This is a genomic window from Deinococcus aquatilis DSM 23025 (assembly GCF_000378445.1).
Lineage (GTDB): Bacteria > Deinococcota > Deinococci > Deinococcales > Deinococcaceae > Deinococcus > Deinococcus aquatilis.
In genome coordinates this window covers 35,286-61,559 of record NZ_KB899718.1, presented here as the reverse complement: position 1 = coordinate 61,559, position 26,274 = coordinate 35,286, and the positions used below count along the sequence as shown (strand labels likewise).

Here is a 26,274-nt window from a genome sequence, read left to right as displayed (position 1 = left end):
GCAGTCCGGGGACAGCCGGAAGAATGGGGAAAATGGCCGCAGTGGGCAGGGTCGGCAGCGACACCCGCCGGATGAGAGAAACTTACCATTTGACGGGAGTCGGAAGGGTCAGGGCAGCGTCAGCCGCAGCAGCGCTATCCGATCCCCGCCACCCCCGGCAGCGTAAAGCAGAACGCATTCTGCTGGCCTTCGCGCTCGGCCCACGCCTGACCGCCCCAGCCATGCACGATGGAACGCACGATATACAGGCCCATGCCGCTGCCCTGCCCGGTGGCCCCCTGCCCGCGTGTGTGGGCGCGAAACAGATTCTCGGAATCTGAAATGGCGGGACCGTGATCCAGCACCGCCACCTCGATCCAGGTGCCGCGCTCGGCGGTACGCACATGAATCGGTTGCCCATTGGGGCCGTATTTCAGGGCATTCTCGATCAGGTTCAGGAGAACTTGCAGCAACTTGTCGGGGTCGGCCCGCACCAGATGGTCCTGCCCAAAACTCAGCGTGGCCTGCCGCGCCAGCAGATCGGTTCCCAGCAGGCGCTCGGCGCGGGCAAAGGCTTCGGCCAGCGGCAGGGTGCGGGCGCGGGTGGGCCGGAAACCCACGGCGAGGTCCTCGACCAGCCTTGCCAGCCGTTCGGTTTCCTGCAACCCCTGCCGCACAAAATTCTGAGCGAGGTCGGTGGGCATGTCGTATTCCAGCGCCTCCAGCACCCCCCGCAGGGCAGCGACGGGGGTACGGAACTCATGCGACAGCACCGCAGTGGCCTCGCGGAGTTCGGCTTCACGGCGGCGGTGATCGGTCACGTCTTCGACGATCAGGGCGCTGTGGCTACCGTCGCGGGTGGCCGTGCAACGTAGCGTGCGCCCACTGACTTCCAGTTCCATCTCGCCGCCGCGCTCTGTGAGGGCCTCCAGCGTGTGCCGACGCACGATCTCCAGCACCGGACGTCCGGCGGCGCGGTCTTGCGGCACGCCCCACAGACGGGCGGCGGCGGCGTTCACGCGGGTCACGCTGCCCGCTTCGATCAGCAGTACGGCCTGGGGCAGCGCGTCCAGCCAGGTCCCCTGCGCAGACGCCCCCTCGGTGGCCGCCTGCGGAATCATGCGGCGTCTGTCCACGGGCGCATCCGGTAGCCTTTGCCACGCACCGTTTCCAGAAAGTCAGGCCGGGTGGGATCATCGCCCAGATGTGCCCGAAGCTGCGTGACGTGCTGATCCACCGTGCGTTCTCCTCCAAGAAAATCCGCGCCCCACACCCGGTCCAGCAGTTCTGTGCGCGAGTAGACCCGGCCCGCGTGCTGCGTTAGGAAGGCCAGCAGATCAAACTCGCGGCGGGTCAGGTTCAGGCGTTTGCCGCTCATGCGGGCTTCGGCGGAGCTGATGTCCACGGTGAGGGGGCCGTTGGTGAGGGTCTGCAGCGTATCGGGCAGGGTGCGGCGCAGCAGGGCACGGACCCGCGCCACCAGTTCTGCGGCGCTGAAGGGTTTGGTCAGGTAATCGTCTGCTCCCGATTCCAGCCCTTCCACGCGTTCGGCCTCGGCGGCGCGGGCGGTCAGCATCAGCACGGGCAATCGCCGCAGTTCCGGGTCTCCCCGCAGGCGGCGCAGGAAACCCAGCCCACTTTCTCCCGGCAACATCCAGTCCAGCACCAGGGCGTCGGCCTGCGCGAGTGCCTCTTCCGTGCCGCGTGTCGATTCGAAAGCTGTGACGCGCAGTCCTGCCCGCTCCAGATGAAAGCGCAGCACGTCGCGCACCGTACCCTCATCCTCAATTACAACCACGTGGCTCATTCCCCTCATTCTGACGTGTCAGGTCAGGCGGGTGTCAGGTGGAGTGATCTGGGGCAGTAAAGGAGAAGATGAGGGCGGTGGTCTGTTGTTGACCCACCCCCCATTGACCAGCCCCAATACAGGCCATTCCTGCCCCCAAAAAGCCTGCACGCCCACACCGCCCCAACTGGGCAACGCAGGCGCACAGGCCAGAATTACCTGTTTCAGCTCAGAGCAACGGTTACTCGGCCTGAGCGGACTCGGCCTGTGTGGTTTCGGTCTGGTTGGCGTCTGGATCGCGGGGCGTCTCCAGAAATTCCAGCTTGCGGGCATCGCTCCAGAGACCTTCGAGGTCGTAATAGTCGCGGGCATCTTTGGTCATGATGTGCACCACGATGCCGCCGCCAAAGGCCAGCAGCAACCAGCGTTCGCTGGGGCCTTCGACGCTGGGACGGGGCAGGCCAGCTTCCTGCGCCTTCTGCCGTACGTTTTCCTGAATGGCGTTGAGCTGAAGGCCCGCCGTGGCGGTGCAGATGATGAAGTATTCGAGAGTAGAAGAAACGTCGGTCAGGTCTAAAACCACGACGTCTTCGGCGCGGCGTTCGCGGGCGGCGTCCACGATGGCGCGGAGTTGGGCTTTGACCATCTGTGCAGGTTGGTGTGATGCTGGATTCATGGGTTCTCCGTAATGCTGTGTGCCGCCAAGAGGGGCACGACTTCTTGCTGATTTGCTCCGGTCTGGCTTGCTCTAGGCTGCACTGTTCCGGTCTGGCCCGTGCCGCTCTGACCAAGGCCCTGTCCATCGGGGGCGGTCTGGGCGGGGCCATCCGGATACGCCCGCAGTGCCGCGAGAGTCTCGCGGGCGTCCGTTCCCAGCAGAATACCTATTTCTCCGGCCTCTACGGGGAAACGCTCACCTTGCAGCCTGGGCAGACCCAGGGTATCGGCCAATTCACTGGCCGTCCCCACGTCGCTGCCCGTAAAGACCTGACTGGCCTCGGGGCTGGCTGGCACGGCTTCGGTGGTCACACTCGTGTAGCCCAGCGCCGCCAGAGCACGGGCCAGGCGGGGGCCGAGTGCAGCTCCACTGGCGTCCTCTATTCGGATGCTGACCTGACGTTGAGTTGCTGCACCTGCCGGGCTGCCAGCCTGGGTCCCCCACACCTGCGCCAGACGCTCACGGTTGACAGCCAGATTGAAAGAACCGCGAATCTCATCGGTAGGCAGCGTGGCAAAGGTCAGCTTGAGCCGGGGCAGATAGGGCAGCAGGGTCGGCAGCAGGTTGGGGTCTGCATTGGTCTCTACGCCGTTGCCGATCCCGCCCACAATCGTGGGGAGGGCGGCCAGCCCACGGGCCGATTTCAGGCGTGAGGCCAGTTGCGTCAGCGCCTGCTTCTGATGGTCTATGCGGCCCCAATCGTCACCGAAACCTTTGCGGACGCGCAGGAACAGCACCGCCGTTTCGCCGTCCAGGTGGTGGTTTCCAGCGTCCAGCTTCAGGTTCACGCCCGCCGCCTGATCTATCCACTCGATGCCGCCCTCCGGCACAGTCACGTCCAGGCCGCCCAGCGCGTCTATCACGCGGGAAACATAGTCGGTTCGCACGATCACGTGGGCGTCTACCCGTTCACCCGTGATTTCTTCCACGGCGCGGGTCAGCCCTTCAGGCCCCTCGGCCCAGTAGCGGCTGTTGACCTTCTGGGCGGCGGGTGAGGCGCGGTAATCGTAATCGCCTACGTTGGTGTCACGGGGAATATTCAACACGCTGACCCGTCCGGCATCCACCTTGACCAGCATCAGGGTATCGGTGTTGGGCGGCTGAATGATGCCAGTGCGCTGATCCTGGTTTTTGCAGGGCTGGCGGTAATAGCAGTACACGATGTCGCGGCCCGCCAGCAGCAACGTGAAGTGCGGCGCACTGCCCGCGACCAGCGCACTGACCGGAGTGGACGCCCCCGGCGAACTCAGCACCGCCGCGCCGCCCAGCACCAGAGCCGCCAGCGACAGCCCGAAGGCCTGAAGCGCCCTCAAGCGGGCCAACGGGCGGGCCGACTGGCGAGTTGGAGCGGGCACAGGAAGATCAGCGGGCGAGGAATCGGGCGGCAACAGGCTCACGCCCCCCACAATAGCCAGCGGGCATGAGGGGCGTTCTTCAAGACCGGGCAGCGATCAGCGTCTGACATCACGGGGCCGAACTCACGCGGCTGACATTCACGGGACAGGGCGAGTGCGGCGCAGCGATAAACGGGGAGCGGCGGAATCGCAGGCAGGAGCGTTCTCTGAGACAAGGCTGCCGGAAGTGGAGTGACCGTGATCGACACGCACCAGCGGCAGCGCATAGTAGGCCTGCAAAGTACGCGGATGAACCTGAATACCTCGCCCCTGAAGGTACGTGACTTTGGAGGCAATGGCACGGTGCAGGGCGGCATCAAGGTCATACAGGGCCATTTCCCGGATGTCGTCGTTCACGCCGCGTCCGGGTTCGGAAACATCGGCCACGTACACGCAGGCTGAGACTGGATTTCCACCGCGCGGCCCGGTGGTATGGTCTTCTACAGCCTCCAGCACCACCGGATCGCGGTAGCCCCAGCGTTCCAGCAGTGTGCGGGCCGCACGGCCATGCAGGGCCAGCGGGTGCGCAGCGTCTATGGCATGTTCGGGCGGCGCGAGGCGCAGGAGTTCGGCGTCGGGGAGATCACGGGCAATGTCGTGCAAGATGCCCGCCGCATACGCCCGCGATTCGTCGATACCGTTGGCACAGGCGATCTGGCAGGCAAGTTCTGCGACGCGCAGGACGTGTTGGTAACGCTTGGGGCGCACCATCAGGCGAACGCGGTCGTCCCACCCGACCAGATCGGCGAGGGGGTGACGCGGTTGGGGCAGTGCGGCAATCATGCGCGCATGTGGACAAGGCTCCACACCATAGAGCCGAGTATACGCCACGCTCAGGCACTCAAGCTGACGTAAAACATGGAATCGATTCCATCTGGGGCGGTGTTTGGAGGATAGACCAAATCGCCCTCCCTCTCTTTACGGCGCAGACCCGCTCCCTGTTTCACTGGCAGGCGGACGAACGACCGGAGCAGCGGCAGGAGTCGTCACCGCAGGAGGGATCACCACCCGCTCGACCGTCAGGCGCACGCTGACTTCCTCTAGGGCCTGTGCACCCGCCGGAATACGCAGGGTGACGGGCGCGGTGTAGGTTCCAGCGCGGTAGACCACCGTTCCAGCCGCCTCCCGCAGCCGCCCGAGGAGTTCGGGGGCCGCCACCACGCGCACGGTGCTGGGCTGAACACTGGCCGCTGTGATCCGCAGGCCCGCCGGAGGATCGTTCAGGACCACGCGCAGGCTCTTGACCGGCAGTTCTCCGGTGTCTATTCGGCGTACCGTGACGCTGGCCGGGCTGGTCTGCACACCCTCGACCGGGTTCCCGTCCTCGTCCAGGGCGATCAGTTTTACCTCGCTGGCCTCGCCGGGCAGCAGGGGCGCAGGGCTGGTAATCAGGCGGCGTACGGTAGCCACCACGCGCCCCGCACCGCTGACGGTGGCCTGTGCAGGCGCGACCTCGTAGCGCAGCAGGCTGGTATCGGACGGAGAGGCCACGCTGAGCGTGACAGCCAGGGTCCGGGTCAATTGGGCATCCACGAACCCCTGCACCCGCTCCGGTGCCTGCCGCCGCAGGCTGGTTCCGCCCGGCACCTGCACCGTGATCGGGCGGTTGAAACTGCCTTCCGGTACGCCTGTCACGTCCACCACCGCTTCGATGGTCTCGCCGCTGAGTTCGCGCAGACGCTCCGGGCGGCCCGACAGGGTCACGCGCACGGTGCTGGGGTTGAGGTCGCTGGTGGCGCGACGGGTGCGGCCCCCGGTGGTGTCGCGCACCGTTACGGGCACATCGAAACCCTGTTCCACATTGGCGCGGCGGTCGGCGGTCGCCACGAACCACAGCGTCAGGGCCACCACCAGCGACAGCACTTTGGGCAGCAGGTTATGAATAATCCGGCCCCACACATAGCGCGGCCTGAGCCAACGCTGGGCCGCGCCCCACAATCCGCCGTCATGACTGCTGCCCCCGCTCATGCTGCCTGCACTGTCTTCCTGAGCCGCGTCGTGTCCAACCCGGTCATGCTCTCTCCGGGGGCAAAACCTCATCGGAGTCGGGCGGCGCTTCTCCTTTGCGGCGGGCAGGCGGCGAATCGGGTTGGTCGTAGACCAGCGTCCGGAGTTGCTCGCGTAACTCGGTGCCGTTCAGGTCTGGCCCCAGCCGTCCTCCCAGCGCAATTCTCATGCTGCCGCGCTCCTCGCTGGCAATCAGGACCACCGCGTCGGTCAGTTCCGACAGCCCGATGGCCGCCCGGTGGCGGGTACCGTAGCGCCGGTAGGTCCCGTCTCCGGCCTGAAGGGGAAACAGGCAGCCCGCCGCCACCACCCTCGGCCCCTGCACGATCACGCCGCCGTCGTGCAGAGGCGCGTTGCGGGCAAACAGGGCTTCCAGAAAGGGCACGCTGACCACGGCGTCCAGCCGCACACCTGTATCGGCATATTCGCCCAGCGGTGTGCGGCGCTCTATGGCGATCAGCGCCCCGGTTTTGCGCTCGGCCAGGCGTTCCAGCGCCCGCGCGAGGTCCTGCAGGGCGGCCCCGCCGCTGGCTTCGCGGCCTCTGGGACGCCCGACCCGCTCCAGTGCGCCGCGCAGCTCGGGCTGAAACAGCACGATCAGGGCAAACAGACCCACCGTGCCTGCCCGTCCCAGCAGGTAACTGAGGGTGGTCAGGCCCAGCAGTTGTGCCGCCACCCACACGCCCGCGAACACCAGAATGCCGCGCACCACGTTCACGGCCCGCGTACCCACCACCAACATATAAGCCTGATACACCAAAAACGTGACCAGACCGATGTCCAGCACATCACGGGCACTCAGGGAACCGAGGGGGGACGGCACGGGCGTTGACGACTCCTTCCCGCCGCAGCACAAAAACGCGGGCTGGGCGGCACGGCACCCACTATACAAGCCCCCACCGTGGGGCTGAGTCTGGACAGGATGTGAAAGGAGCCGAAGAGATGAACTGGACGGCTCAGCCCGGCTCTGCACAGCTGTAACCCGACAGACACCCCTAACTTCTGGGCCACCAAGCCTGCGCCGCTCACCCGTTCCCCCGAATGACTCTTTGAAAACCGCGCGGAATCCAGCCCTCAGCCGCACCCGCCCGAACCTTTATCTTCTGTTTCCCTTTAGTTTTGCCCGGTAAGGTACAGGGGGGTAGGCTAGACTGCCCGCCATGATGCGTCTAGCCATTCTCGCCGACCTGCATGCCAACCTGGCAGCAACATTGGCGGTTCACGCAGACGTCGAGCGGCGCGGCATTTCTGAAATGTGGGTATTGGGTGATCTGGTGGGCAAAGGCCCGCGCCCGCGTGAGGTGGTGGAGTGGACTCAGGCCCACGCCTCCCGCGTGATTCAGGGCAACTGGGACGCCCGCGTTGCCGGGGCCACCAACCGCCCCCAGGACCTCTGGCCGCGTAGCCGCCTGACACCTGGGCAACTGTCTTACCTCGGGGAATTGCCCTACGGCATAGAGGAACAGTTCAGCGGCGCGTGGTGGCGGTTCGTGCATGCCAGCAGCCGCGGTCTGTTTCACCGCCTGTACCCGCACAGCAGCCTTGCCGAGCAACTGGACGCCTTCTTGCCCAACAGCCAGTACGCCCTGTCTCAGCACGCCGACGCCCTCGTGTACGCCGATGTCCACGAGGCCCTGATGCTGGATGTGGAAGGCCGCCCGCTGATCAACTGCGGCAGCGTGGGAAATCCACTGGACAGCACCCTGCCCTGCTATCTGGTGCTGGAATTTGACCCCCACAGTCCCGCCCACAGCGCGACTTTCGTACGCCTCACCTATGACCGTGACGAGGAGATCAGCGCGGCAGAGGCCAGTGGCATGCCCTTTACGCGGGAATACATCGCGGAACTTCTGACCGGGGCCTATCAGAAACGGCGGGCGCGAACGGGGGAATAGCGAGCAGGAAGTGCCCTTCTGCCCTTTCCGCCGTTGTCCTCTACAGTGCGGAGAATGAGACAGAAGGTTGCTTGGTGGGCTGTTGGGCTGACTGCTTGGTGGGCTGCCGGATTAGGCGACATAGCTTTGGGCAGTGGAGCGCAACCCCGAATTATGTTGTACGTCCTACGTGAGCTACCGGGAGCGCGGCAGGTGGCCAAAGTTCCTGATCCACAGCTCGGCAACGTGAACTATACCCACCACCTGACCCTTCCGGGAGTCGGGCCAGTTTTCCTGACACTGGGCGCGTTGGAATCCAGCAGCACCCCCAACCTTGTCCGCGTCTGGGTATCCTCTCCGCACGCGACACCTCAGCAGCAGCGGGCGCTGGTGGCCGTGGTTAAACATGTCTTGAACCGGTGTCACGGCCCCTCCACGCGGCAGCAAAGCAGGGCGCTGCAAAGGGTAGCCCAGCAAAACTGGTGGCTTGATCTGGGGCAACAAGAACAGCAAGTCGGCTCCCTCAAGATCAATTGGAGCGGCAGAGAAGGACTGAATGTCGGAGGCTACGAGGTCAGCGGAATCTACGTGGAGTGGCCCAAGAATCAGGGCCTGTGTACGTGGTAGCCCACCTTTCAAGCCCAACCCTTCTTTCAAGCAAAACCGCCCTGACCCGAATGCAGATCAGAGCGGAACAGCGTTTCTGAGACTTACGCCCGCAACTCACCTTTTTCGCGCATGGCCTGGGTCAGTTTGGCGGGTTCAAAGAGGTTGGCTCCCTCACCGTAACGGGCTTTCACCGCACGCTGCACCAGCCACACGGCGGCAAACACGCCCACCAGACTGAGGGCCAGCGAGGGCGCCCGCATCAGCGCATTGACCTCGGCCACCTGAGCATTGAAGGCGTCCGAGCCAAATTTAGCCACCACCCGGCCATAGTTCACAATGCTGTTGATCACGCCGCCGATGAGATCGAAGACGGCGAAGACCACCGTGCCCAGAACCAGACCTTTGTGCACGGCAGGGTCGCGCATGGCCTGTGCGGTGGCGGCGCGGTGTTCGGGACTTTCACCTATGCTGGTGGCATCCAGAAACACCCGGAAGAGGGGCACGCTGGTGGCCGCCGAAATCAGAAATAGGATGCCGGTGAGGTAAGAGCGGGCGCTGTCTTTGATGGCGTACCAGAAACCGTCCACGTACCAGAACGCCAGAGCGCCGCTGAAAATGGCGCCCACGCCGCCGATCAGGGCCACCGGGCTGACGTTGCGGTTGACCAACAGATCCCACAGCACGTAGGCGACCGGGATCAGGGCGGCCAGCAGATAGGACCGGATATTGCCCGCTGTGCCGCCGCCAAAGACCGTGTCGGCCACGCTGATGCCGCTGCCCAGAATGTTGGGACTGAGGATCAGGATGGGAATGAGCAGGGTGAACACCAGATCCCAGACGGTTTTGGGAACCCGTGCCCGCGCTTTGGGCGCAGGTGCAGGTGCAGAAGCAGGGTCAGTCATGGGCTGCATTCTCTCATTCCCGCATGAGGCGCGGCGAGAGGAATCTGCCCCCCGCTATGTGATGGCTTCCTGCCCGCCTCACCCTGTACGCTGAACTCACCATGAAACCAGTCACGGCGTTGGTAGGTCTGTTGTTCGTGTCGTCGGCTTTGGCCTGCCCGGTCAAAAAAGGCTTTATTGCGGGCGGTCTGATGCCGACGCCTGCGGGCTACGCGCCCAAATGTGACGGCTGGGCGGCCAGTTCCAAAGAGGGCCTACAGTCTTCCCTGGGAACAGGACAAAAAATGAGCTGGTTCGAGATGTACAGCGTGGACGCAAAGGCGCTGAAATTCGACAACCTGATCACGCAACTGACGCGCCGGGGGTACACCTTCGTGATGAAGACCGACTACGGCGGCACACTGGGGCGGCGACTGCGCGACAAATCAGGCCGGTTTCTGGATGTCTCGGCCCGCAAGATGGAAGGCAACAAATACTTCGTCAGCCTGAGTCTGATCAAGTTTTAGAGGCAGGGCCAGAGGCGGCGAGGTTCGCCGCGCTAGGCAGCACGCTCGTTTCGTTCGGCCTGCACCAGAACGCGCAGCAGGGCGCTCAGGGGATCAAGTGCGTGGGCAGAGGCCATGACCATGCCGCCGTGCAGAGTGGCCTCGTAAACGCTCTGATCGCCGTTTTCATCAAATTCGTTGACCAGTTCCAGCCGCACACGGTGGTTGCGGCGGGCCGCCCAGTGCATCAGGTGCAGGAGCAGGTTGGGTGCGTCTCCGCGCAGCCACTGAATGTCCTGGGTGCCGTGCGCCACCGACATATGGATCCGGGGCTGTTCAGGAATACCGCTTCCGGGAATGCTCCGGTACCCGGCATAAAAGTTCTCACTGCCCGTTGCAGCAACGCGGTGCAGTGCGCCCATCTCCAGGGCGGCAAGGGCGCGCAAATCAGGAAGGAGCGTGTCCACAGGGGCCATGCTGTCAGGCAGGAGCAGGGGGGGCTGTGTAATTCCATACCTTTCGGCCTGATCCTGGTCCGGGACTCGGCTCTGATCAGGGTACAAAAACTGCCTGGTCAGGAAGACCGAGGATGGACTTCCTGACCGCAGGGCGCACTTTCAACTCTCTTCAGACCATGCCTATTCGGAAAGATCAAACACAGCATTGAGCTGACGGCCCCCCCATCAGGGTGGGTTAGCTGACTTGACTGAGACTGATGAGCAATCTCAGGGGCTGCTGGGCTGCAAGGGGTCTTGCGAGAGTACCGGAGCGCCGTCCAGCACCCTTACCCCCAGGTTCAGCAACTCGTCCTGGCCCTGGGTCAGCAGGCGGGTGGTGGATTCGTCCTGCTCATCGGGAATGTCAGGAGTCAGGCGGGTGGGATAGGGGGTGCCGTCAGGCTTGGCGTAGTTCAGGATCGTCAGTTGCAGGGCGGCCTCTTCTCCAATAGGAAAGACGCGGGTGGCGGTGTTGCCCACGCCCGCCGTGCGCTCACCGAGAATCGGGCCACGCGCCGCATTCTGGATCTCGAAGGCAAAGAATTCGCTGCAAGAGGCGCTGCCCTGATCGACCAGCACCGACAGCGGCCCCGTCCAGAGTTGAGGATTGGTCACGATGCCGCTGGTTCGGCCTGCCTCGACCCGTGCACCCCGGCTGACCAGCGTGCGGCTGTTGCCCTCAGCGCTGCGGGCCACCCGCGTAAAGCTGGGCACAAAAGCACTGACTGCGCCGTCGCACTCCTGGAGGCTGCCGCCACCGTTGCCGCGCAGATCCACGATGATGCCGCGCACGCCCCGCGCCCGCGCCTGCCCCACCAGATCATGCACGCCCTGCGCCACTCCCCCGCCCGAAATGAAGGTGGGAATCCGCAGCACAGCCACGTCTTCGGTCCCGCCGGACGAAGAAACGTAGGTCAGGCGCGGCAGATCACGGGTGCTGCTTTCCTGAGAAGTGACGTTGACCACCCGTTCTACGCCGCGTGTGCTCACACCCAGATCAATGGGCCGCCCCGCTTCCCGCGCTGCCCGGAGGGCGTCGTAGGTGTAGGGCTGACCGTCGATGCTGGTGAGGACGTCGCCGCGCAGCAACCCCGCTGTCGCCGCCACGCTATTGGGCACCACCTCCAGCACCACCCGCTGCTGACCGTCCAACAGGGCCAGCTTCACGCCGAATTGCCTGCGGTTGCCGCCCGTGGCACTGGCGACGAATTCCTGAAAATCCTCGGGGTTCTGAAAGAAGGTGTGTTCGTCGTCCAGCGCAGTGATCTCGGCCTCTATGACCGGGTAGGCCTTTTCCTCGGCGCAGTTGGTGGGCGTGGGCGCACAGACGGCGTCCAACCGCGCCTGATATTCACGGTTCAGGGCCGCACGGTCTACGGTAGATAGGCCTCCATACGAGCTTTGCAGCAGTATGTTGACCTGATCGAACACCGCCTGTGCCGGAGACACGTCGGAGATGGCCCGAGTCCCGGTGGACTGGCTGCCAGCGCTCCCCGGCCTGCCCACCTGTGACTGCGCCAGAGCGGGCAAACTGAACATCAGCGACAGCGACAACGAGAGCTGAAGAGCAGACGTGAGCGCCGACCTTGGGGCGCGTGGGATGCGGCGCTGCGTAAGCTTCATATTGACCCTTATTCTGCTCTGAACAGATGGGAAATGGGTGGGAAGCAATCCCGACCAGGGTTACAAAAATCCCGTGTTATCCGATACTTTTGGGGGCTACCGTCCCGCTGGGGGCAGCCTGAAAAACTCTAGGAAACGCCCCCTGGCAATCTGCTCAGATCAAATTTTGCCCGAAACATCGCGAGATTCTGCTGGGCCTACCCTGCACTGGATTATCTGGGGAATGACAGGGTCAGAAAAAAGGCTTCTGGCACTTCCATTCCTCAGGTTTTCCCCAAGACTTTCACTCTGCTTGATCAACGACCAACATCTTCGGCGACTGCCTTAAGAAACTTGGCCTAAGACAGCGGACGGTGTTGGTACAACTCCACCATCCGGCGCAGGAACCGCAGACCCGGAGTCAGGCTGCTGTGCTGCACCCATTCGTCTTCACGGTGGGCATTGCCACCCCGGTACACGCCCACTGCAATGGCGGGCAAATCATGTGGCACGGCAGCGTTGGCATCGGTGCTGCTGGAGGCCAGACGCAGATCCATGCGGCCTTCGCGGGCCGCTTCGTGGGCCATATCCAGCAGCGGGCCGGAGCGCAGGTCACCGCCCGGACGGTCTCCAACGCGCTCCAGACGCACATTCACGCCCGCCTCACGCGCCGCGTTATGCAGCACGCCCTGAGCGCGGGTGTCCAGTTCAGCTAGTGCCCGCGCATCCAGCGAGCGTAGGTCCAGCAGCAGTTCAGCACTTCCGGCAATAGAATTGACGCTGTTGCCGCCCGACGCCAGCCCGACATTCAGTGTGGTGCGCGGCGTATTGGGGCGGTGCAGGGCATACAGGCCCGCAATGGCGATCCCCAGCGCGTGCAGCGCACTCGGAGCCTGATCACCCCAGGAGTGACCCCCCGGCCCGATAAAGGTGGCCCGGTAGCGCCGCACGCCCACCGCCCGCGTAACTGCGATGCCCAGGTAACCATCCACGGCCACAAATGCACCCAATGAGGCCCGGTGTTTGGCGATCAGGTGCTTGGCACCGCGCAGGTCGCCCAGCCCTTCTTCTCCTACATTGGCCGCCACCCAGAGGGGCCGCCGCAGGGCCACCGGCTGCGCGGCGTATTCTTCCAGCAGCGCCGTGACCACCGCGAGGCTGGCACTGTTGTCGCCCACACCCGGCCCCACCAGCCGCGTTTTTTCATCGCGTACCGTGACGTCGGTGCCTGCCGCGAACACCGTATCCAGATGGGCGGCCAGCAGCAGCGCGGGTCTGCCCTCGGTACCGGGCGGGGTGATGCGGGTCAGGACATTGCCCACCTCGTCGCGCTCGCAGGTAAACCCCAATTCCTGCCACAGTTGGGTGATCAGATCAGCACGCGCCCCCTCCTCGAATGTAGGGGCAGGCGTCTGCGCTATGCGCGGGAGGTACGACAGAGGCATTACAGGCGATTCTAACGGTTATAGGCCGCAGAACAGTAAGGCGAGTGGTCAGCCGCCGGGAGATTGGGCGATGTCCGGGGAGGAAAACGGCCTACCGACCAGCCTGCTCCGGCAGCGGCCCCTCTAAATGGCGCATAAGGCACCTACACCGCACAGGTTTCAGCAATCACGGTGAAGATCGAGCCATGTACATCAGCCCATTGCAGATCAAACCCGTGCAGATCGAACGCGTGCAGCTCAACCCGGTGATCCAACACAACTCCCCCCGACCACACAGGCCAGGGGGAGAGATTCAGGTCGCGCTGATCTTCAGCGGCGCAGCATCTTGCTGCCGATCATGGCGGCGAGGCCTACCAGTCCGGCCTTGACCATCGGGTTGCTGAGCATGCCTCCCTGACCAAAGGCCGCTTCAAGGGGGCTGCGGCCATCCTGAGCAGGAGCCTGGGCCGTACGGGTAAAGGCGTCTGCGAGATCGTTGGGATCATCGGCCCGCACGCTCTGGACGGGGTTGGCGCTGCTCTGCACGATGGCGTCGCCCATCTGCTGGCGCTGATCGGGGGTCATCTGGTTCATGTAGCCGCGCAACAACTCGTCGCGCTCCTGCGGCGAGGCGTTTTGCAGGTAATCCTGAATATAGGCGGCGGCTTCCTCCGGGCTGACCACACCGTCGGCGTTGGTATCGCGGGGATCAAGGCGGGCCATCTGTTCGTGCCGGTCTTTTTGTTGGAAAAACATGGTGAAACCTCCTGAGGGGGCGCGGCTCCATGTCCGGCAGCGTGCCAGAAACCATAGACCCGAGAATTGAGTGCGGCTCTTACGCTACGAAGCCGCCCGGTCAAATAGGTGAGGACAGTCTAAGGCAGGGCTTTACAGCGCCTGAACCTCGCGTGGGGTGGGTCCCCGAGCAGCACGGCAGCAAGAGGGACAATCTGGCGCTGTACACGGCGCTACATTGGCAGGCGTATGCGTTCTCTCGTCCTGATCGGTCATGGTTCTCACCTCAACGGCGAGTCGGCGGGCGCGGTCTACCGGTACGCCGAGTTGATTCGCGAGCGCGGCCTCTTTGATGAAGTGGTAGAAGGGTATTGGAAAGAAGAACCCTCGCTTCGGCAGGTGCTGAAAACCACGGCCAGCACCGATGTCACTGTGATTCCCATGTTTATCAGCGAGGGCTATTTTACCGAGACGGTGATCCCGCGTGAAATGGGCCTCGGGCATCAGGGGCCAGTGCCGCCCGAGGGTGTGGCCCGCGTGCTGGGCGGCAAAACTGTGCGTTATACCCTGCCCTACGGCGTGCATTCCAGCATGGCCGACGTGATTCTGGAGCGGGCGCGGGAAGCCCTGCCCGACCTGGGTGACGAAGGCACGCCCCCAACGGCTCTGGTCGTGCTGGGCCACGGCACCACCCGCAACGAAAACAGCAACCGCGTGGTCTACGAGAACGCCGAGCGGCTGCGGCATACCGGGCTGTTTACCGAGGTGGAGGCCCTCTTCCTGGACGAAGAACCCAAGGTCGGTCTGTGGCCCGAGCGGGTGCATGCGCCGCGTGTGGTGGTGGTTCCCTTCTTTGCCTCAGAGGGCTGGCACACGCTGGAAACCATCCCGGAAGATATGGGCCTGACCGGGGCCGTTACCGAATTTCCCGAGAACCCACATGGGCCGCAAACGGTGCACTATGCCCGCCCAGTGGGCACCCACGCCCGCATTGCCGAGGTGATCCTGCAACTGGCCGAGGAAGCACGCGGCACAGGTGGGCGCGGCGGCGACGAAGACCGGCTTCATGCCCAGGCCTGGACGGCCTTCATGACGATGGCCCGGCGTGGAATGCGTGTGGGCGAGGTGATGATTACGCCGCAACTGGGCATGTTCGAGGTTCGTCACGCCCTCGATGAAGGCATTCCCGGCGGCGACCTGACCACCACCGTGACGCCCGAAGGTCTGCGCGATCAGACCCGCCGCGATGAGGGCGGCCACCACCGCCCGGTCCATACCCTGCGGAATCTGCCGCGTGGCTGGCGGGCCGTACTCAGCGAAACCGACCTGCCCCGCGCCATGCATGCGCTGTATCCGGCAATTGTGGAAGAAGGCTACGCGCACCAGCAACACGCGTTGCGGGCCACGCCCTGGGCCACCACCGCCCGCCGCCAGACCGGAATCTATGCCAAGGTGCAAAAGGCCACCCCGGAACAGGTCGAGCATGTGGCCGAGGACGTGTGCAGCGGTTGCCTCCGCACGCGCCTGTGGGCCGGAGAAAACCTGCCCCGTACCTTCTTCGACGGTGTGCCGGGAGCCATTCCGTGCGCCGAAGCCTGCACTTTCCTGGTGGCCGAAGTGCGCGAGGAAGTGAGCGGCAAACGCGGAACGGGCGCAGGGCACAGCCACTGAGGAAAGGTCAGATCAGAAGGTCAAAAAAGACAGGCTGCGCATCTATATCGCGCAGCCTGTCTTTTTTCTTCTCCTTCCATTCTCATGCACTGAGGCATAGTCGCGTCCCAGTGGGTTCTTCCCTCTTACCCCAACTCGTGGTACTGGCCCCGGAAATACACCAGCGGATCGTCGTCGGTGTAGCGGGCGTATTCCACGAATCCCAAATAGAGGGTGTGGTCGCCCGCCACGATGACCTCATGCTTGCGGCACACCAGTTGAGCGATGCAGCCGCCGATCAGGGGCAGGCCCTCATGCTCGAACCAGGGCACGTTTTCTTCGGGGCCGGGGCGTCCGGCAAAGTGGTCGGAGAGGTGACGCTGGGTGCTGCTGAGCAGGTTCACGCCGAAGCGGGTGGTTTCGGGGCGGCCCAGGACCTCATGCATGTGGGCGCGGTGATCCACACTGACCAGGATCAGCGGCGGCGCGAGGCTGACCGAAACGAAGGCGCTGGCGGTCATGCCCCGGCGCTGCTGGCCGTCCAGAGTGGTCACGATGGTCACGCCGCTGGCAAAGCGGCCCAGGGTCTGGCGAAATTCAAAGGGCGTCAGGCCGCCGTCGGCCTCGGGGGTGGCGCTCTGGTGGGTCATGACGGGCAGTGTAACGCGGCAGGCACAGCACCTGAAGATGCACGGGGGTCAATATGCGCCGTGTCCCCAAAGCTTAAGGCTGGGCGGGCGCGACCACTGGCGCGGCTTTGGCAGGCGGCAGAGCTGGAACAGGTTGTAAATCCCTGACCAACAGATCAGGCAGGCGCACCACGCCGCGTGCCGGAATGGTATCTGTCCAGCGCTGCCCACTCACGCGGATTTCGGTGCTTCCGGCAGGCAGGGCCGCGAAGCCGTAATAGCCGCTTCCGTCGGTCAGTGAGCGGGCCACCACCTCACCGCCCTGCAGCGCCTCGACCACGCGGTTGCCCAGCACGGGTGCGCCCGTAACCCGGCCCAACAATCCCCGTGTGGTGGGCGGGTTGGCCGTCCAGCGGGCAGGCACATTCAGCGCGGCTCCGGGGGCCGTCAGCAGGGCACGGATGACATCCAGCCCCTGCGCGGTGGTGGCTTTGCCGCCGTAGACCTCGACGTTGGGTGTGCGGTAAGAGTAGCCCACCCAGCCCAATCCCGAATTCACGGCGCGGGCGGCCTGTGAAGCAATGACGGCAGGAGAATTCAGATACAACGCCGTACCCACCGCCAGTTCAGCCTGCCCTCCATCGGCACGGGGACGCATGGTAGCGGCAAATGTATTCCAGCCGTCGAACCACGCGGCCTGATCTGCCACACCGTCACGCTTGTAGTTCATCAGGACATTCAGGTCGATCAATCCGTCGTGCATCCAGGTGGGCCAGTCCTGCAACACGTCGTTATAGGTGCGGGTCCGCCGGAACGACACCAGGTCGCCCGCACGCGGCGGTTGCAGATAGGTGATGGTGGCTGCCGTGACCCACAGATTGGAGCGCACGCCCTTCACTTCCAGCGCAATTCGGCGCACGAGGGCCGTGACCTGATCGCGTTTCCAGTCCAGCCAGGCGGGATCGGCGGCGGCGGGAAGGCCACTGGCCCCGGTTTCGGCATTGAACCGGGCGATGACTTTGGGATCGTAGCCCCACACCCCGCCGTCGGGGTAGCGGATTCGGTCGAGTTGGACACCGTCCACGGCGTAGTTTTTGACCAGACTGACCACGCCCGCCGTGATGTAGTCGGCGGCGGCAGGAATGCCCACGTCCAGCCAGGCATCGCTGCCCTCCAGGTACGTTCCGTCGGGTCGGCGGGAATACCAGGACTGTGCGCCCATATTCGGCCCGTGCGTACGCGAAATATGGGCCGGATTGCTGTTGGGCACGGCAGCGTTGGCAACGCCCGTCACGCTGGCCCAGGCGATGACCCGAATCCCACGCGGCTTGGCAAGCTTGATCACGGCTTCCAGCGGATCGAAACCCGGTTGCAGATCGGCGTCGGTGACCATTGGCAGGCTGGAGCGGCGGCACAGGCAATCGGAGCGGCGAATGGCCTGCACGAACAGCGTATTGATGCCCATCTTGGCCGCGTCGTCTACCATGCGCCGCACCTGCGCCGAGGTTTTGAGGCCGGGGCCGAAGGCATCCACCCACAGGCCGCGCACGCCAACGCCCGCCGCCGGAGTTGCCGTGGGAGCAGGTTCGGCAGATACGGGCACAGGCTGTTTGGAGGTGTCTGTGGGGGCAGGCGCAGGAACCGGAACGGGTGGGGGAACTGCCGCCGATCCTTCCGCCGTACCTCCCGGACTGGGCAGCACCAGAGCCAGAGAGAGGGCAAGAGCGGCGGCGCGGCGCAGGGGGTGCAAAGGGGGCATAGGTTCGGCGCTCAGGCTAGCGCACCACTGTCGGCGGCGGGTGAATGAAGTGGAATGGCCTCAGCTCTCGCCCGCTTCCTCATCGTCTGCATCGGTTTCGGCGGCCACAGGCGCGGGGTTGCGGTTTTTGCCAATTTCGCGCACGCGGCCCGAGAATCTGCCCTTGATTTCCTCGTACATGGGGTGGGCGCGGATGTCGGCGGGGCGGCCCTGCGCGGCCTTGAGTTCGGGCGGAGTCAGCGGGGGTGCGGGCCTGGCCGGTTCGGGACGCGGAGCCGGAGCAGCGCGTTCGGGCATGAAGGAAGCGTAGGGAGCGTCGTCCAGCGGCGGCGGGGAGGCGCGAACTGATGACGCGCCACTCTGAAACTCGTCCCCGAAATCGCCCCAGTCGGGTTCTTCGGTGATCGCTTCCACGATATACAGCTCCCGGCTGGCCCCCACAGGCGTAATGCGGTCTCCTCCGGCGGCGTCGCTGGGTGCGGGGGGCGCGTCGGCGGTGTGTTCGGCCTCCCAGGGCGCGGGGGAAACGGTGGGCAGCGGCGCGGCGGCCACATCGTCGGGGCTGGACCGTTGCGGCGGGCGCTGGGCGCGGGCGGGCGCGATCTCGGCGGGCGGCTCCAGCGTGGCAACCGGGGCGGCACGCGGTGCAGAAGCGGGGGCCGGAGCAGTGGTTGCGGGTTCTATGGGCGCAAATTCTGGCCCCCGGCTGCTGCTAGCAGGCCGCTGCGTACGCGTGGGCTGAAAGGCGGGCACCTCGGAGGCGGGCGGGATGGAGGCAGGGGCGGGATTGGGGGGTGCAGGACTGGGCGCGGCAGCCTTGGCACGGGCTGGGGCCGCAGTCGGGGCCGCCTGAGCCATTGCCCCCCCGCCCATTTTCTGCCGTTTGGTGCCTTCCGGCGTCACCAGTTCAAAGGCCACCGGGCCAAACACCCGCAGCACCAGCGCGGCCAGTTCGTCGTATTTGCTCACGACCTGCTTGGCATGAAAGGCGTTTTTGTCGTCGTAGGTCAGGCTGACAAATCCGGCTTCGGCGTGCGTGCGGGCAGGCTTCAGAAAGGCCCGGAGCTGCATACTGGCCTGCCGGGTCACGTCGGCCCAACTGCCCTGCAGGGCGGCGGGCGCGGCCTCGCCCAGATCTTCCAGTGCGGCGCTCACTGCTTCGCGCACGGGCGCAGACCCCGTTCTGCCGCCCACACCCTGCCGGGTTCCCGGATCAAAGTCGGCCACCGCTGCTGGGCCAGCCACCGCCCTTGCTCCGCCCGCTTTCAGGCCCGCCAGTTCCTTTTCCAGACGGTTCAGGCGCTGGGTCACGTCGGCAGGCACGGCGGCGGCAGCGGTCTGGGTGCGCCCCGCACTGGTCGCCGCACCCTGTCCAGCATCGGCGGCCAACAGCGCGTGGGTAAGGGCCAATTCCAGGCTCAGGCCATCGGCGGAGCGGGCAAAGCGGGAATCCTGTTCGTCCAGCGCGGCCTGCAATTTCAGCAGTCTGGGCACGTCTGCGCCGTCCATCTTCTCGCCGCCCAGACCCAGTTCGGCGTGCAGGGCCAACCCGAAGGCCGCCACCAGGCCCTCGACCACCGTGCGGGCCGCGAATCCGTCGCGGTAGAGGTGGCCCGCGCCTGCCAGTGCGCCGCCCGCATCGCCCAGCATCAGGGCCGAGGCGATGCCGCGCACCCGCTCGCTGGGAGGCAGGCCCAGGGCGTCCTCGACTGCCGCCCGCGTGACTGCCGTGCCCGCCGCCAGCATCCGCTCCAGCAGGCTTTCGCCGTCGCGCATGGCTCCATCGGCCAGGCGCCCGATGAGTTGCAGCGCGTCTGGGTCGGCATTCATGCCCTCACGCTGGGCCAGACCTGCCAGTTTTCCGGCGATCTCTTCGGGGGTCAGGCGGCGAAAACGGTAATGCTGGCAGCGGCTCAGAATGGTCGGAATGATCTTTTCCGGCTCGGTGGTCGCCAGAATAAAAATGACGTGGCTGGGCGGTTCTTCCAGCGTTTTCAGCAGCGCATTGAAGGCGTTGCGGGTCATCATGTGCGCTTCGTCGAGGATGTAGATTTTTTTGCCGCCGCGCATGGCCGCCAGACCCACCTTCTCGCGTAGGTCGCGCACATCGTCTACCGAGTTGTTACTAGCCGCGTCGATTTCCAGCACGTCGGGATGGTTGCCCGCCCGCACGCTGAGGCAGGATTCGCACTCACCGCAGGGTTTGGGCAGCGGCCCGGTGCAGTTGGCGGTCATGGCGATCAGGCGGGCGGTGGTGGTTTTGCCCACGCCACGCGGCCCCGAGAACAGGTAGGCGTGCCCCACCCGGCCCTGCTCCAGCGCCGAACGCAGCACATCCTTGACGTGTTCCTGACCCACGACTTCATCCCAACGAATGGGCCGCGCCCGCTGATAGATGGCGCTCATCGGGCGGCCTCGGTGGTGGGGTACAGGGCAAGACTCAGAGGCAAAGTTGGCCCCAGCAGACGGTATTTTTGCAATGACCACTGACCGATTTCCACTGACCCCTGCCCCCACAATTCATTCACCTGCACAGTCTAAAGCGGAGGCGGGACGGGCGGGGTGAGGTAGGCGGGAGTTGGTTACGGAAGCCCGCGCCCCTCCCCTCTAGACTCGGCCCGTGAACGCTGCTTCAGCCCCACAAGCCATTCCCATCCCCGCCCTGCGTGAGGCGCTGCTGACGTGGTTCGACCACTCTGGGCGGGCGCTGCCGTGGCGGGCCGGGGCCGAAGGCGCACGCGATCCCTACCGGGTATGGGTGGCCGAAATTCTGCTTCAGCAGACGCAGGTGGCACGCGGGCTGGTGTATTACGAACGCTTTCTGACGGCCTTTCCGAGTGTGCAGGCGCTGGCCGAAGCCCCCATAGACGCCGTGCTGAAGGCGTGGGAAGGCTGCGGTTACTACGCCCGCGCCCGCAATCTGCACCGGGCAGCGGGCGTGATCGTTGCGGGCGGAATGCCCAGCACCTACGCGGGCTGGCTGGCCCTGCCGGGGGTGGGGCCGTACACGGCGGCGGCAGTTTCCAGCCTCGCCTTTGGCGAACAACGGGCCGTGAACGACGGCAACGTGCGGCGCGTGCTGGCGCGGCTGTACGGGGAACGCCTGCCCACCGAACCCTGGGTACAGGCGCGTGCCGATGCCCTGCTGGACTCGGGCCGCCCCGGAGCCTTCAACGAGGCAGTGATGGATCTGGGCGCAACGATTTGCACGCCCAAAGCCCCCCGCTGCGCAGTTTGCCCGCTGGCCGCGTGGTGTGAGGCGCGGGCCAGCGGGCAGCCCACAGCGTTTCCGGCCCCCAAGGTGCGGGCAGCGGTGCGGGAAGTGGGGGCGGTAGCCGTCCTGATCGGCAACGAACACAGCGCCGTACTGGAACGCCGCGAAGGAGCGCTGCTGGGCGGTCTGATGGGCCTGCCATCGGAACTGAGGGAGCCAGATGAAACGGCGGCGCAGGCTCTGGCCCGCCTGTGCGCCCGTCTGGATGCCGTACCGGGGACGCTGTTGGGCACGGTTTCGCACACCATGACCCACCGCCAGATCACGCTGGACGTGTACGCCGCCCAATCCGCGCACCCAAAAACGCCCGTGCAGGACGCCGCCCTGTCGCGGCTGGATCACAAGGCGTTGGAGTTATTGGCGGCGCGGCGCGGGTCTTTGTTTGATTAAGTAGCTCCTTGATCCCCTTTAGGGTCTCCGAGCAGAGCGAGAAAGGACGTCCTTAGCTCGCAGCAGGCCACTGCCCAGCCTTCACCAATCCGGCCACCAGCGCGGCAATATTCCACGCATCATCCTCGCCGCAGTGGTGGCGGCCTTCCAGCGGCAAGCCTGCATGAGCCAACGCCTGCGCCATGCCCAGGCGGGGCAGGTGGTGGGCAGCGGCATACACCTGTTTGGCATTGCTGTGGCGGGCGCTGAAAGGATACCGCAGGCCCGTTGCGCTGCATTGCCGCCTGAACTGATTGCGGTCATAGTCGCCCCAACTGGCCCAGGCGCGGGAATCGGCGTGGTGGTCGCGGCGCAGCACCTCGCACGCCTCAGCAAAGCTCAGCCCATTCCGTACATCCGCCGCAGTCAGGCCCGTGAGTTCGGTGCAGAAGATGCTCACCTCCGAGCGCTCGGGGCGCACCCTGATGCTGCGGCGCTCCACGCGTTCCAACGTGCGGAGATTCAGCACGCACAGGCCAATTTCTATGATTTCGCTGACCTGTCCGGGCGGTGGCTGGGCGGCCCAACAGGTAGCCTCTATATCAATGATGTTCAGCAGTTCGGTCGGAAAATCGGGCTGGGTCATGGCTGTCCTTGCAGCACGGCTTAAAGCAGGCTGGCAATGCTCAGGCTAGAGCCTCCCCGTTCGCCGCGCCTCTGCCAGATGACTTGCCCACCGACCTTCCCAAACGGAAGCGCTCCACACCCTGTCCGTGTGAAGCGCCCGCCCGTTCTCAACCGTGCCGTCTACCCCTGTTCCACCCAGCGTCCGGCGTTCAGGCTCAGGCTGGCTTCGTCGCGGGCGCGGGCCAGTCGCCAGCGGCCCTGTGCATCTTGCTGGGCGGCCCAGACAGAGGCCTCGCCCTGGGCACTGAGGGTACGCAACCCCAGAGCGCTGGCCTGCTCCAGCAGATTCGCCAGTTGCACGGCTCCAGCGTCGTGAATCCCTTCCAGAATCACGCCGCCCTGCACCAACCAGGCGTCTTGAGGGCGACCGTTACCGAACACAGCCGCGCCCGTTGCGACCGGGCTGCCCAGCGCACTGCCGCCCAATCCTTCACCGAAATCGAATACGTCCAGCAGGCCGCTCAGGGCGTCCGCACCAAAGGTAGACGTGACTTCCTGCGCGGCGCGGTACTCGGCGCGGGCTTCTTGCAACATGGCTTCGGCCTCGGCCAGGGTCTGCGCGTAGTTCTCGCGGGCATCCGCCGACATCGGCCCCAGGCGGCGCTGGGCACGCAGCGTATCGGCCAGGCGGCCAAGGCGCTGGGTGGTTTCTCCGGCCAGGTGGCGCACCGTATCGTATTCGTGCACCACATGGTCGGCGCGGGCGTCGAAGTCTTCGCGTTGCTGGGCGGCCTCTCCCATCCGGCGTTCCAGCAGCGTCCAGAGTTTGGCCGGATCCACATCCTCGCCGCGTGCCAGTGCAGCGCGGGCAGTCTCCAGCGCGGGGGCCAGGTCCATATCTGCGCCGGGCACGTCGCGGGCGGCGCGTTCCACGTCCATCAGTTCGCGCTGGCGTTCCAGCAGCAGTTCTGCGGCGGCCTGATCGAGGTCTGGGCTGGTCAGGGCACTCAGAGTCACGTTCAGTTCGCGCAGTTCGTCGGTTGCCAGACCACCCCCCGACAGGGTCATGCGGGCCACGTCCAGTGTCAGGCGGGCGGCCTGTACTGCGGCGCTGTTCGGCAGTCCGGCAAGCTGAGCCGCGATGGTGTCCAGCTCGGTACGCTGCACGCTCAGGGCCGCGTCACGCGCCGCTTCCAGTTCGCTGCGCCACGCGCTCACCGCTTCGGGCATCAGCGAGCCGCCGTGCTGCTGGTTCTTCAGTTTGTTGTGGCGGGCATCCAGATCGGCGCGGGCATGCAGCAGCGGCCCAAATTCACGGCCCAGATCGGCCAGCTGGCGGGTGGCGTGCTCCTGCTCCAGCACCAGCACGCGGGCCTGCATTTCGGCCTGTACCTCGGGAGATACGGGGGCCATCTGGGGGGCGTCCACGTTCCCCTCGGCGGTCAGGGTCTGCACCACCGAGGATTCCAGTTGCTTGCGGAGGTTAAACGTGATGTTGCGGGCGCGTTCCACCTCGGCAGGCAGCAGCGTGCCCTGCTTCTGGGCATCGGCCAGCTGGGTGATTAGGTTCTCCAGGCGGCGAACCTCCTTGCCGCCCATCGCCTGCACCCGCCGGAAGGTGGCCTGCAATTCCGCGAGGTCCTGGGCCTGAGACACCAGCCCTTCTTGCAGGCGGCGCTCCATGCGGGCAATCAGGTCCTGGCCTTCTTGCAGCAGCATCCCAGTGTCTTTTCCGGCCTCTTCTTCCTGGCGTGCTACGCCCAGGATTCCGCGCAGGCGCTGGGCCTCGGGCCAGTCAAAATACAGGCCGAACCGCTTGGCCCCGTCTTCCAGTTGCGCGATGGCGTTTTCGGTAAAGCTGGGCAGCAGGCGTTCCTGCGTGGTCTTCAGGAGCTGATCGATCACGTCCGACACGCGCCGCTTGGCGAGGGCTGCCGGAACACTCAGTTGCAGGCGCTTGAAGACTTCCCGTTTCAGGATGTCTTCCAGCATCACGGCGTCAAGTTTGTCGGATGTGGTGCCGCGTGCGTGGGCGGCGTCTTGCAAAATGCGCTCCAGAGCGCGGGGCGACACCAGGTCACCCAACATCCGCACGGGCAGGCGGTGCAAGGCGGGAGAAGTCATGCGCCCAGCCTACTGCCGCGCCCACAGCGTGTCGTTGTCGCTTTCGTCATTGACATCGGCTGTGTCCCGGAGGGTGCCCCGTGGCTGCATTCAGCCTGTAAGAAATGGCGAGGGGTGAACAGAGAAGACGTGGTGGCTGCACCGCCAGCGCTCCGGGCGAGGACAGAACTGGTCAAACTCCTGTGCCCAGACGGACTCCAGTTCATACTTCCTCGTCCCAGTCCAGACTCTGCTGGGTGGCGTTCTGGGGCATGCTGGGCTTGCCCAACAGTCCGAACTGCTCGCACAGGCCCCGGAAACCGAAGGCGGTCAGGCCGATAGCCAGCGCACTGGTCAGCGCCCACAGCGGTAATCCATACGCGCCCTGCCACAGGCTGAAGTTGGTGGCCGAACGCAGGAAGCCCACGCCCGCCGCGTCTCCCACCGCGCCCAGCAGGCCCAACAGACCCTCAAGCAGCAGCGGCAGCAACAGCAGAATCAGGCCCCCGGAAATGGCCCGCCAGTAGGTGTTGCGGCCCCCGAAGGCAAGGTTAAGCAGGTACAGAGGCACAAAGGCCAGCAGTGCCAGCAGCGCGAACATTACCACCCGCAGCCAGCCGCCAAACGAGCGGGATACGCCTGCCGACACCGCATTCAGGAGGCTGACAGGCTCCCCGGCGACCCGGCGTTCCAGGTTGCCCACCTCTCCGATCAGCGCCTGAATATCGCTGGGGCGCAGAGCCTGACGACCCTGGGCGGCAGTCAGGTCTTGCACGAGGTCGGGGTAGCTGCTGTCGCTCCTGACGGCCTCGGAAGTGGTCGCCAGCGCCGTCGTAGCCGAAACGAGCGCCGCTCGCACAGCGGGGCCGTCGGCATAGCTCGCCGCATTCAGGGCGCGGCCCAGTGCGCCGTACACGCCGTCCATGCTCCGCGCTCCGGTGGTGGCAGGTGCAGGGGTAGTAGGAGGCGTGGGAGTGGTATCAGGCGTCGGCTCCGGCGTGGTGATGGGGGGTGGAATGGGGGCGGGAGTGGAATCAGGCGTGTTGCTGCCCTCACCGGTGCTGCCCGTTGCCACTGCTTTCGGCGGATTCGCCAGAGCGCGGTTCAGGGCCGCCGTTCCGGTTCTGAGCGCTGTCAACGACTGGGTCAGAGCCGCTGTCTCGCCTGCGGACAGTTGCTGGAGTGCCCCCGTAAACTGCTCTACTTTGAGGGTCCCGACGCCCTGCGCGTTCTGAACCACCGTAAACCAACCGGTGGCCCGCGCCAGATTCAGGTAAGCCGCGCCGCTGCGAACCGGGCGGGCCGAGGCCAGAGCCGCACTGACCTGAAGGGCGGCCGAACGTTGCAGGCGCCAGGCCACGCGCTCCAGCCGTCCAGCCCGCGCATCGGTGCTGAGGGCCTGCGCCGCCGCCGTGCTGAGGCCGAACTCACGCGCCAACACGCGCAGTTGAGCGTCGCCGTTGGCTGGCGCACCTGCCAGGAGGGTCAGGGTCTGGTCTTGCAGGGCACGGCGCATCAGGCCGCGTGCCAGCAAAACCTGTGCCTGCACCTCGGCGGGTGTGCGGGCCAGGGCCGCCCGTGCGCCCGCAAGTGCGTCGCTGATCCCGCCCGCGATCTGACGGTTCCTGAGGGTCGGTTCGAGTTGCTTGAACGATTCCGTTGCCCGGTCAAGCTGCGTCAGGGTGGCTTCCGCGTTGGTACCGCTGGTCTGATAGGCCGCGTCCAGATTGGTGGCAACAGCGTTATAGGCGCTCAGGTCCTGGGCACCCGCACTGCCCAGCACAGCCAGCATCAGCGTGCCAGCGGCGCAGGCCGAAGCTTTGGCCCAGCCTCTGTGCCTCATTGCGTGTG

The 26,274-nt window shown here is 65.4% G+C and carries 24 protein-coding genes; 5 read left to right on the top strand and 19 right to left on the bottom strand.

Annotated features, from left to right (window positions below; translation table 11 throughout):
• Positions 1-134: 134 nt before the first annotated feature.
• The 7 genes from F561_RS0114040 to cdaA all read right to left on the bottom strand — a co-directional run bounded on the left by F561_RS0114040 (position 135) and on the right by cdaA (position 6,707).
• On the bottom strand, positions 135-1,100 hold the full coding sequence (locus F561_RS0114040; RefSeq protein ID WP_019010603.1) for a sensor histidine kinase: 966 nt from the start codon (positions 1,098-1,100) through the stop codon (positions 135-137).
• Positions 1,097-1,786, bottom strand: coding sequence for a winged helix-turn-helix domain-containing protein (locus F561_RS0114035; RefSeq protein ID WP_019010602.1), 690 nt, complete (start codon positions 1,784-1,786; stop codon positions 1,097-1,099). The genes F561_RS0114040 and F561_RS0114035 overlap by 4 nt, the downstream gene beginning before the upstream one ends.
• 220 nt (positions 1,787-2,006) lie before the next feature.
• On the bottom strand, positions 2,007-2,411 hold the full coding sequence (gene rsfS / locus F561_RS25515) for a ribosome silencing factor (protein WP_019010601.1): 405 nt from the start codon (positions 2,409-2,411) through the stop codon (positions 2,007-2,009).
• 26 nt (positions 2,412-2,437) lie between these two features.
• Complete coding sequence (locus tag F561_RS0114025) at positions 2,438-3,889, bottom strand: LCP family protein (protein WP_019010600.1); 1,452 nt, start codon at positions 3,887-3,889, stop codon at positions 2,438-2,440.
• 87 nt (positions 3,890-3,976) lie between these two features.
• Positions 3,977-4,660: a bis(5'-nucleosyl)-tetraphosphatase (symmetrical) YqeK gene (gene yqeK, locus F561_RS0114020; protein WP_019010599.1), complete on the bottom strand. Its 684-nt coding sequence runs from the start codon at positions 4,658-4,660 to the stop codon at positions 3,977-3,979.
• Positions 4,661-4,795: 135 nt separating this feature from the next.
• A complete protein-coding gene (locus F561_RS0114015) occupies positions 4,796-5,845 on the bottom strand; it encodes a CdaR family protein (RefSeq protein ID WP_019010598.1) in 1,050 nt (349 codons plus the stop codon).
• Between the two features lie 43 nt (positions 5,846-5,888).
• A complete protein-coding gene (cdaA, locus tag F561_RS0114010) occupies positions 5,889-6,707 on the bottom strand; it encodes a diadenylate cyclase CdaA (RefSeq protein WP_019010597.1) in 819 nt (272 codons plus the stop codon).
• A gap of 337 nt (positions 6,708-7,044) precedes the next feature.
• On the opposite strand from cdaA, the gene F561_RS0114005 reads away from it, so the two are divergent.
• Both F561_RS0114005 and F561_RS0114000 read left to right on the top strand, forming a co-directional pair.
• The gene (locus tag F561_RS0114005; RefSeq protein WP_019010596.1) at positions 7,045-7,779 is read left to right on the top strand and encodes a metallophosphoesterase family protein; all 735 of its coding nucleotides are present in this window, start codon (positions 7,045-7,047) and stop codon (positions 7,777-7,779) included.
• A gap of 153 nt (positions 7,780-7,932) precedes the next feature.
• Positions 7,933-8,385, top strand: a complete 453-nt coding sequence (locus F561_RS0114000; protein ID WP_019010595.1) for a hypothetical protein — start codon at positions 7,933-7,935, stop codon at positions 8,383-8,385.
• Between the two features lie 83 nt (positions 8,386-8,468).
• Here F561_RS0114000 and F561_RS0113995 read toward each other — a convergent pair whose 3' ends face one another.
• On the bottom strand, positions 8,469-9,269 hold the full coding sequence (locus F561_RS0113995; RefSeq protein WP_019010594.1) for a VC0807 family protein: 801 nt from the start codon (positions 9,267-9,269) through the stop codon (positions 8,469-8,471).
• 101 nt (positions 9,270-9,370) lie between these two features.
• Between F561_RS0113995 and F561_RS0113990 the strand changes: the two genes are divergently transcribed.
• Positions 9,371-9,775 carry a hypothetical protein gene (locus F561_RS0113990; RefSeq protein ID WP_019010593.1) on the top strand — a complete coding sequence of 135 codons (405 nt, stop codon included), beginning with the start codon at positions 9,371-9,373 and terminating at the stop codon, positions 9,773-9,775.
• Between the two features lie 32 nt (positions 9,776-9,807).
• Here the strand turns inward: F561_RS0113990 and F561_RS0113985 are convergent, their stop codons facing one another.
• The 4 genes from F561_RS0113985 to F561_RS0113965 all read right to left on the bottom strand — a co-directional run bounded on the left by F561_RS0113985 (position 9,808) and on the right by F561_RS0113965 (position 14,033).
• On the bottom strand, positions 9,808-10,221 hold the full coding sequence (locus F561_RS0113985) for a hypothetical protein (RefSeq protein ID WP_157451870.1): 414 nt from the start codon (positions 10,219-10,221) through the stop codon (positions 9,808-9,810).
• Positions 10,222-10,479: 258 nt separating this feature from the next.
• Positions 10,480-11,874, bottom strand: a complete 1,395-nt coding sequence (locus F561_RS0113980; RefSeq protein ID WP_026298916.1) for a S41 family peptidase — start codon at positions 11,872-11,874, stop codon at positions 10,480-10,482.
• A 338-nt stretch (positions 11,875-12,212) separates the two neighbouring features.
• On the bottom strand, positions 12,213-13,298 hold the full coding sequence (locus tag F561_RS0113975; RefSeq protein ID WP_019010590.1) for a M20/M25/M40 family metallo-hydrolase: 1,086 nt from the start codon (positions 13,296-13,298) through the stop codon (positions 12,213-12,215).
• A 309-nt stretch (positions 13,299-13,607) separates the two neighbouring features.
• Positions 13,608-14,033, bottom strand: a complete 426-nt coding sequence (locus tag F561_RS0113965; RefSeq protein ID WP_019010588.1) for a hypothetical protein — start codon at positions 14,031-14,033, stop codon at positions 13,608-13,610.
• A 228-nt stretch (positions 14,034-14,261) separates the two neighbouring features.
• Between F561_RS0113965 and F561_RS0113960 the strand changes: the two genes are divergently transcribed.
• Positions 14,262-15,683, top strand: coding sequence for a DR2241 family protein (locus F561_RS0113960; RefSeq protein ID WP_019010587.1), 1,422 nt, complete (start codon positions 14,262-14,264; stop codon positions 15,681-15,683).
• A gap of 125 nt (positions 15,684-15,808) precedes the next feature.
• Here F561_RS0113960 and F561_RS0113955 read toward each other — a convergent pair whose 3' ends face one another.
• The 4 genes from F561_RS0113955 to F561_RS30335 all read right to left on the bottom strand — a co-directional run bounded on the left by F561_RS0113955 (position 15,809) and on the right by F561_RS30335 (position 20,578).
• Positions 15,809-16,312, bottom strand: a complete 504-nt coding sequence (locus tag F561_RS0113955; protein ID WP_019010586.1) for a flavin reductase family protein — start codon at positions 16,310-16,312, stop codon at positions 15,809-15,811.
• 73 nt (positions 16,313-16,385) lie between these two features.
• Positions 16,386-18,050, bottom strand: coding sequence for a glycoside hydrolase family 10-like protein (locus F561_RS0113950; RefSeq protein ID WP_019010585.1), 1,665 nt, complete (start codon positions 18,048-18,050; stop codon positions 16,386-16,388).
• Positions 18,051-18,110: 60 nt separating this feature from the next.
• Positions 18,111-20,456: a DNA polymerase III subunit gamma/tau gene (dnaX, locus tag F561_RS0113945; RefSeq protein WP_019010584.1), complete on the bottom strand. Its 2,346-nt coding sequence runs from the start codon at positions 20,454-20,456 to the stop codon at positions 18,111-18,113.
• Positions 20,453-20,578, bottom strand: a complete 126-nt coding sequence (locus tag F561_RS30335; protein ID WP_281166596.1) for a hypothetical protein — start codon at positions 20,576-20,578, stop codon at positions 20,453-20,455. Before F561_RS30335 ends, dnaX begins: the two co-directional genes overlap by 4 nt.
• A 92-nt stretch (positions 20,579-20,670) precedes the next feature.
• On the opposite strand from F561_RS30335, the gene mutY reads away from it, so the two are divergent.
• Complete coding sequence (mutY, locus tag F561_RS0113940) at positions 20,671-21,714, top strand: A/G-specific adenine glycosylase (protein ID WP_019010583.1); 1,044 nt, start codon at positions 20,671-20,673, stop codon at positions 21,712-21,714.
• Between the two features lie 52 nt (positions 21,715-21,766).
• On the opposite strand, the gene F561_RS0113935 is transcribed toward mutY, so the two are convergent.
• The 3 genes from F561_RS0113935 to F561_RS0113920 form a co-directional block, all read right to left on the bottom strand.
• On the bottom strand, positions 21,767-22,339 hold the full coding sequence (locus tag F561_RS0113935; protein WP_019010582.1) for a 3'-5' exonuclease: 573 nt from the start codon (positions 22,337-22,339) through the stop codon (positions 21,767-21,769).
• A 161-nt stretch (positions 22,340-22,500) separates the two neighbouring features.
• Entirely contained in the window at positions 22,501-24,444 is a 1,944-nt protein-coding gene (locus F561_RS0113930) for a coiled-coil domain-containing protein (protein ID WP_019010581.1), read from the bottom strand.
• Between the two features lie 202 nt (positions 24,445-24,646).
• A complete protein-coding gene (locus F561_RS0113920) occupies positions 24,647-26,266 on the bottom strand; it encodes a hypothetical protein (RefSeq protein ID WP_019010580.1) in 1,620 nt (539 codons plus the stop codon).
• Between the last annotated feature and the right edge of the window lie 8 nt (positions 26,267-26,274).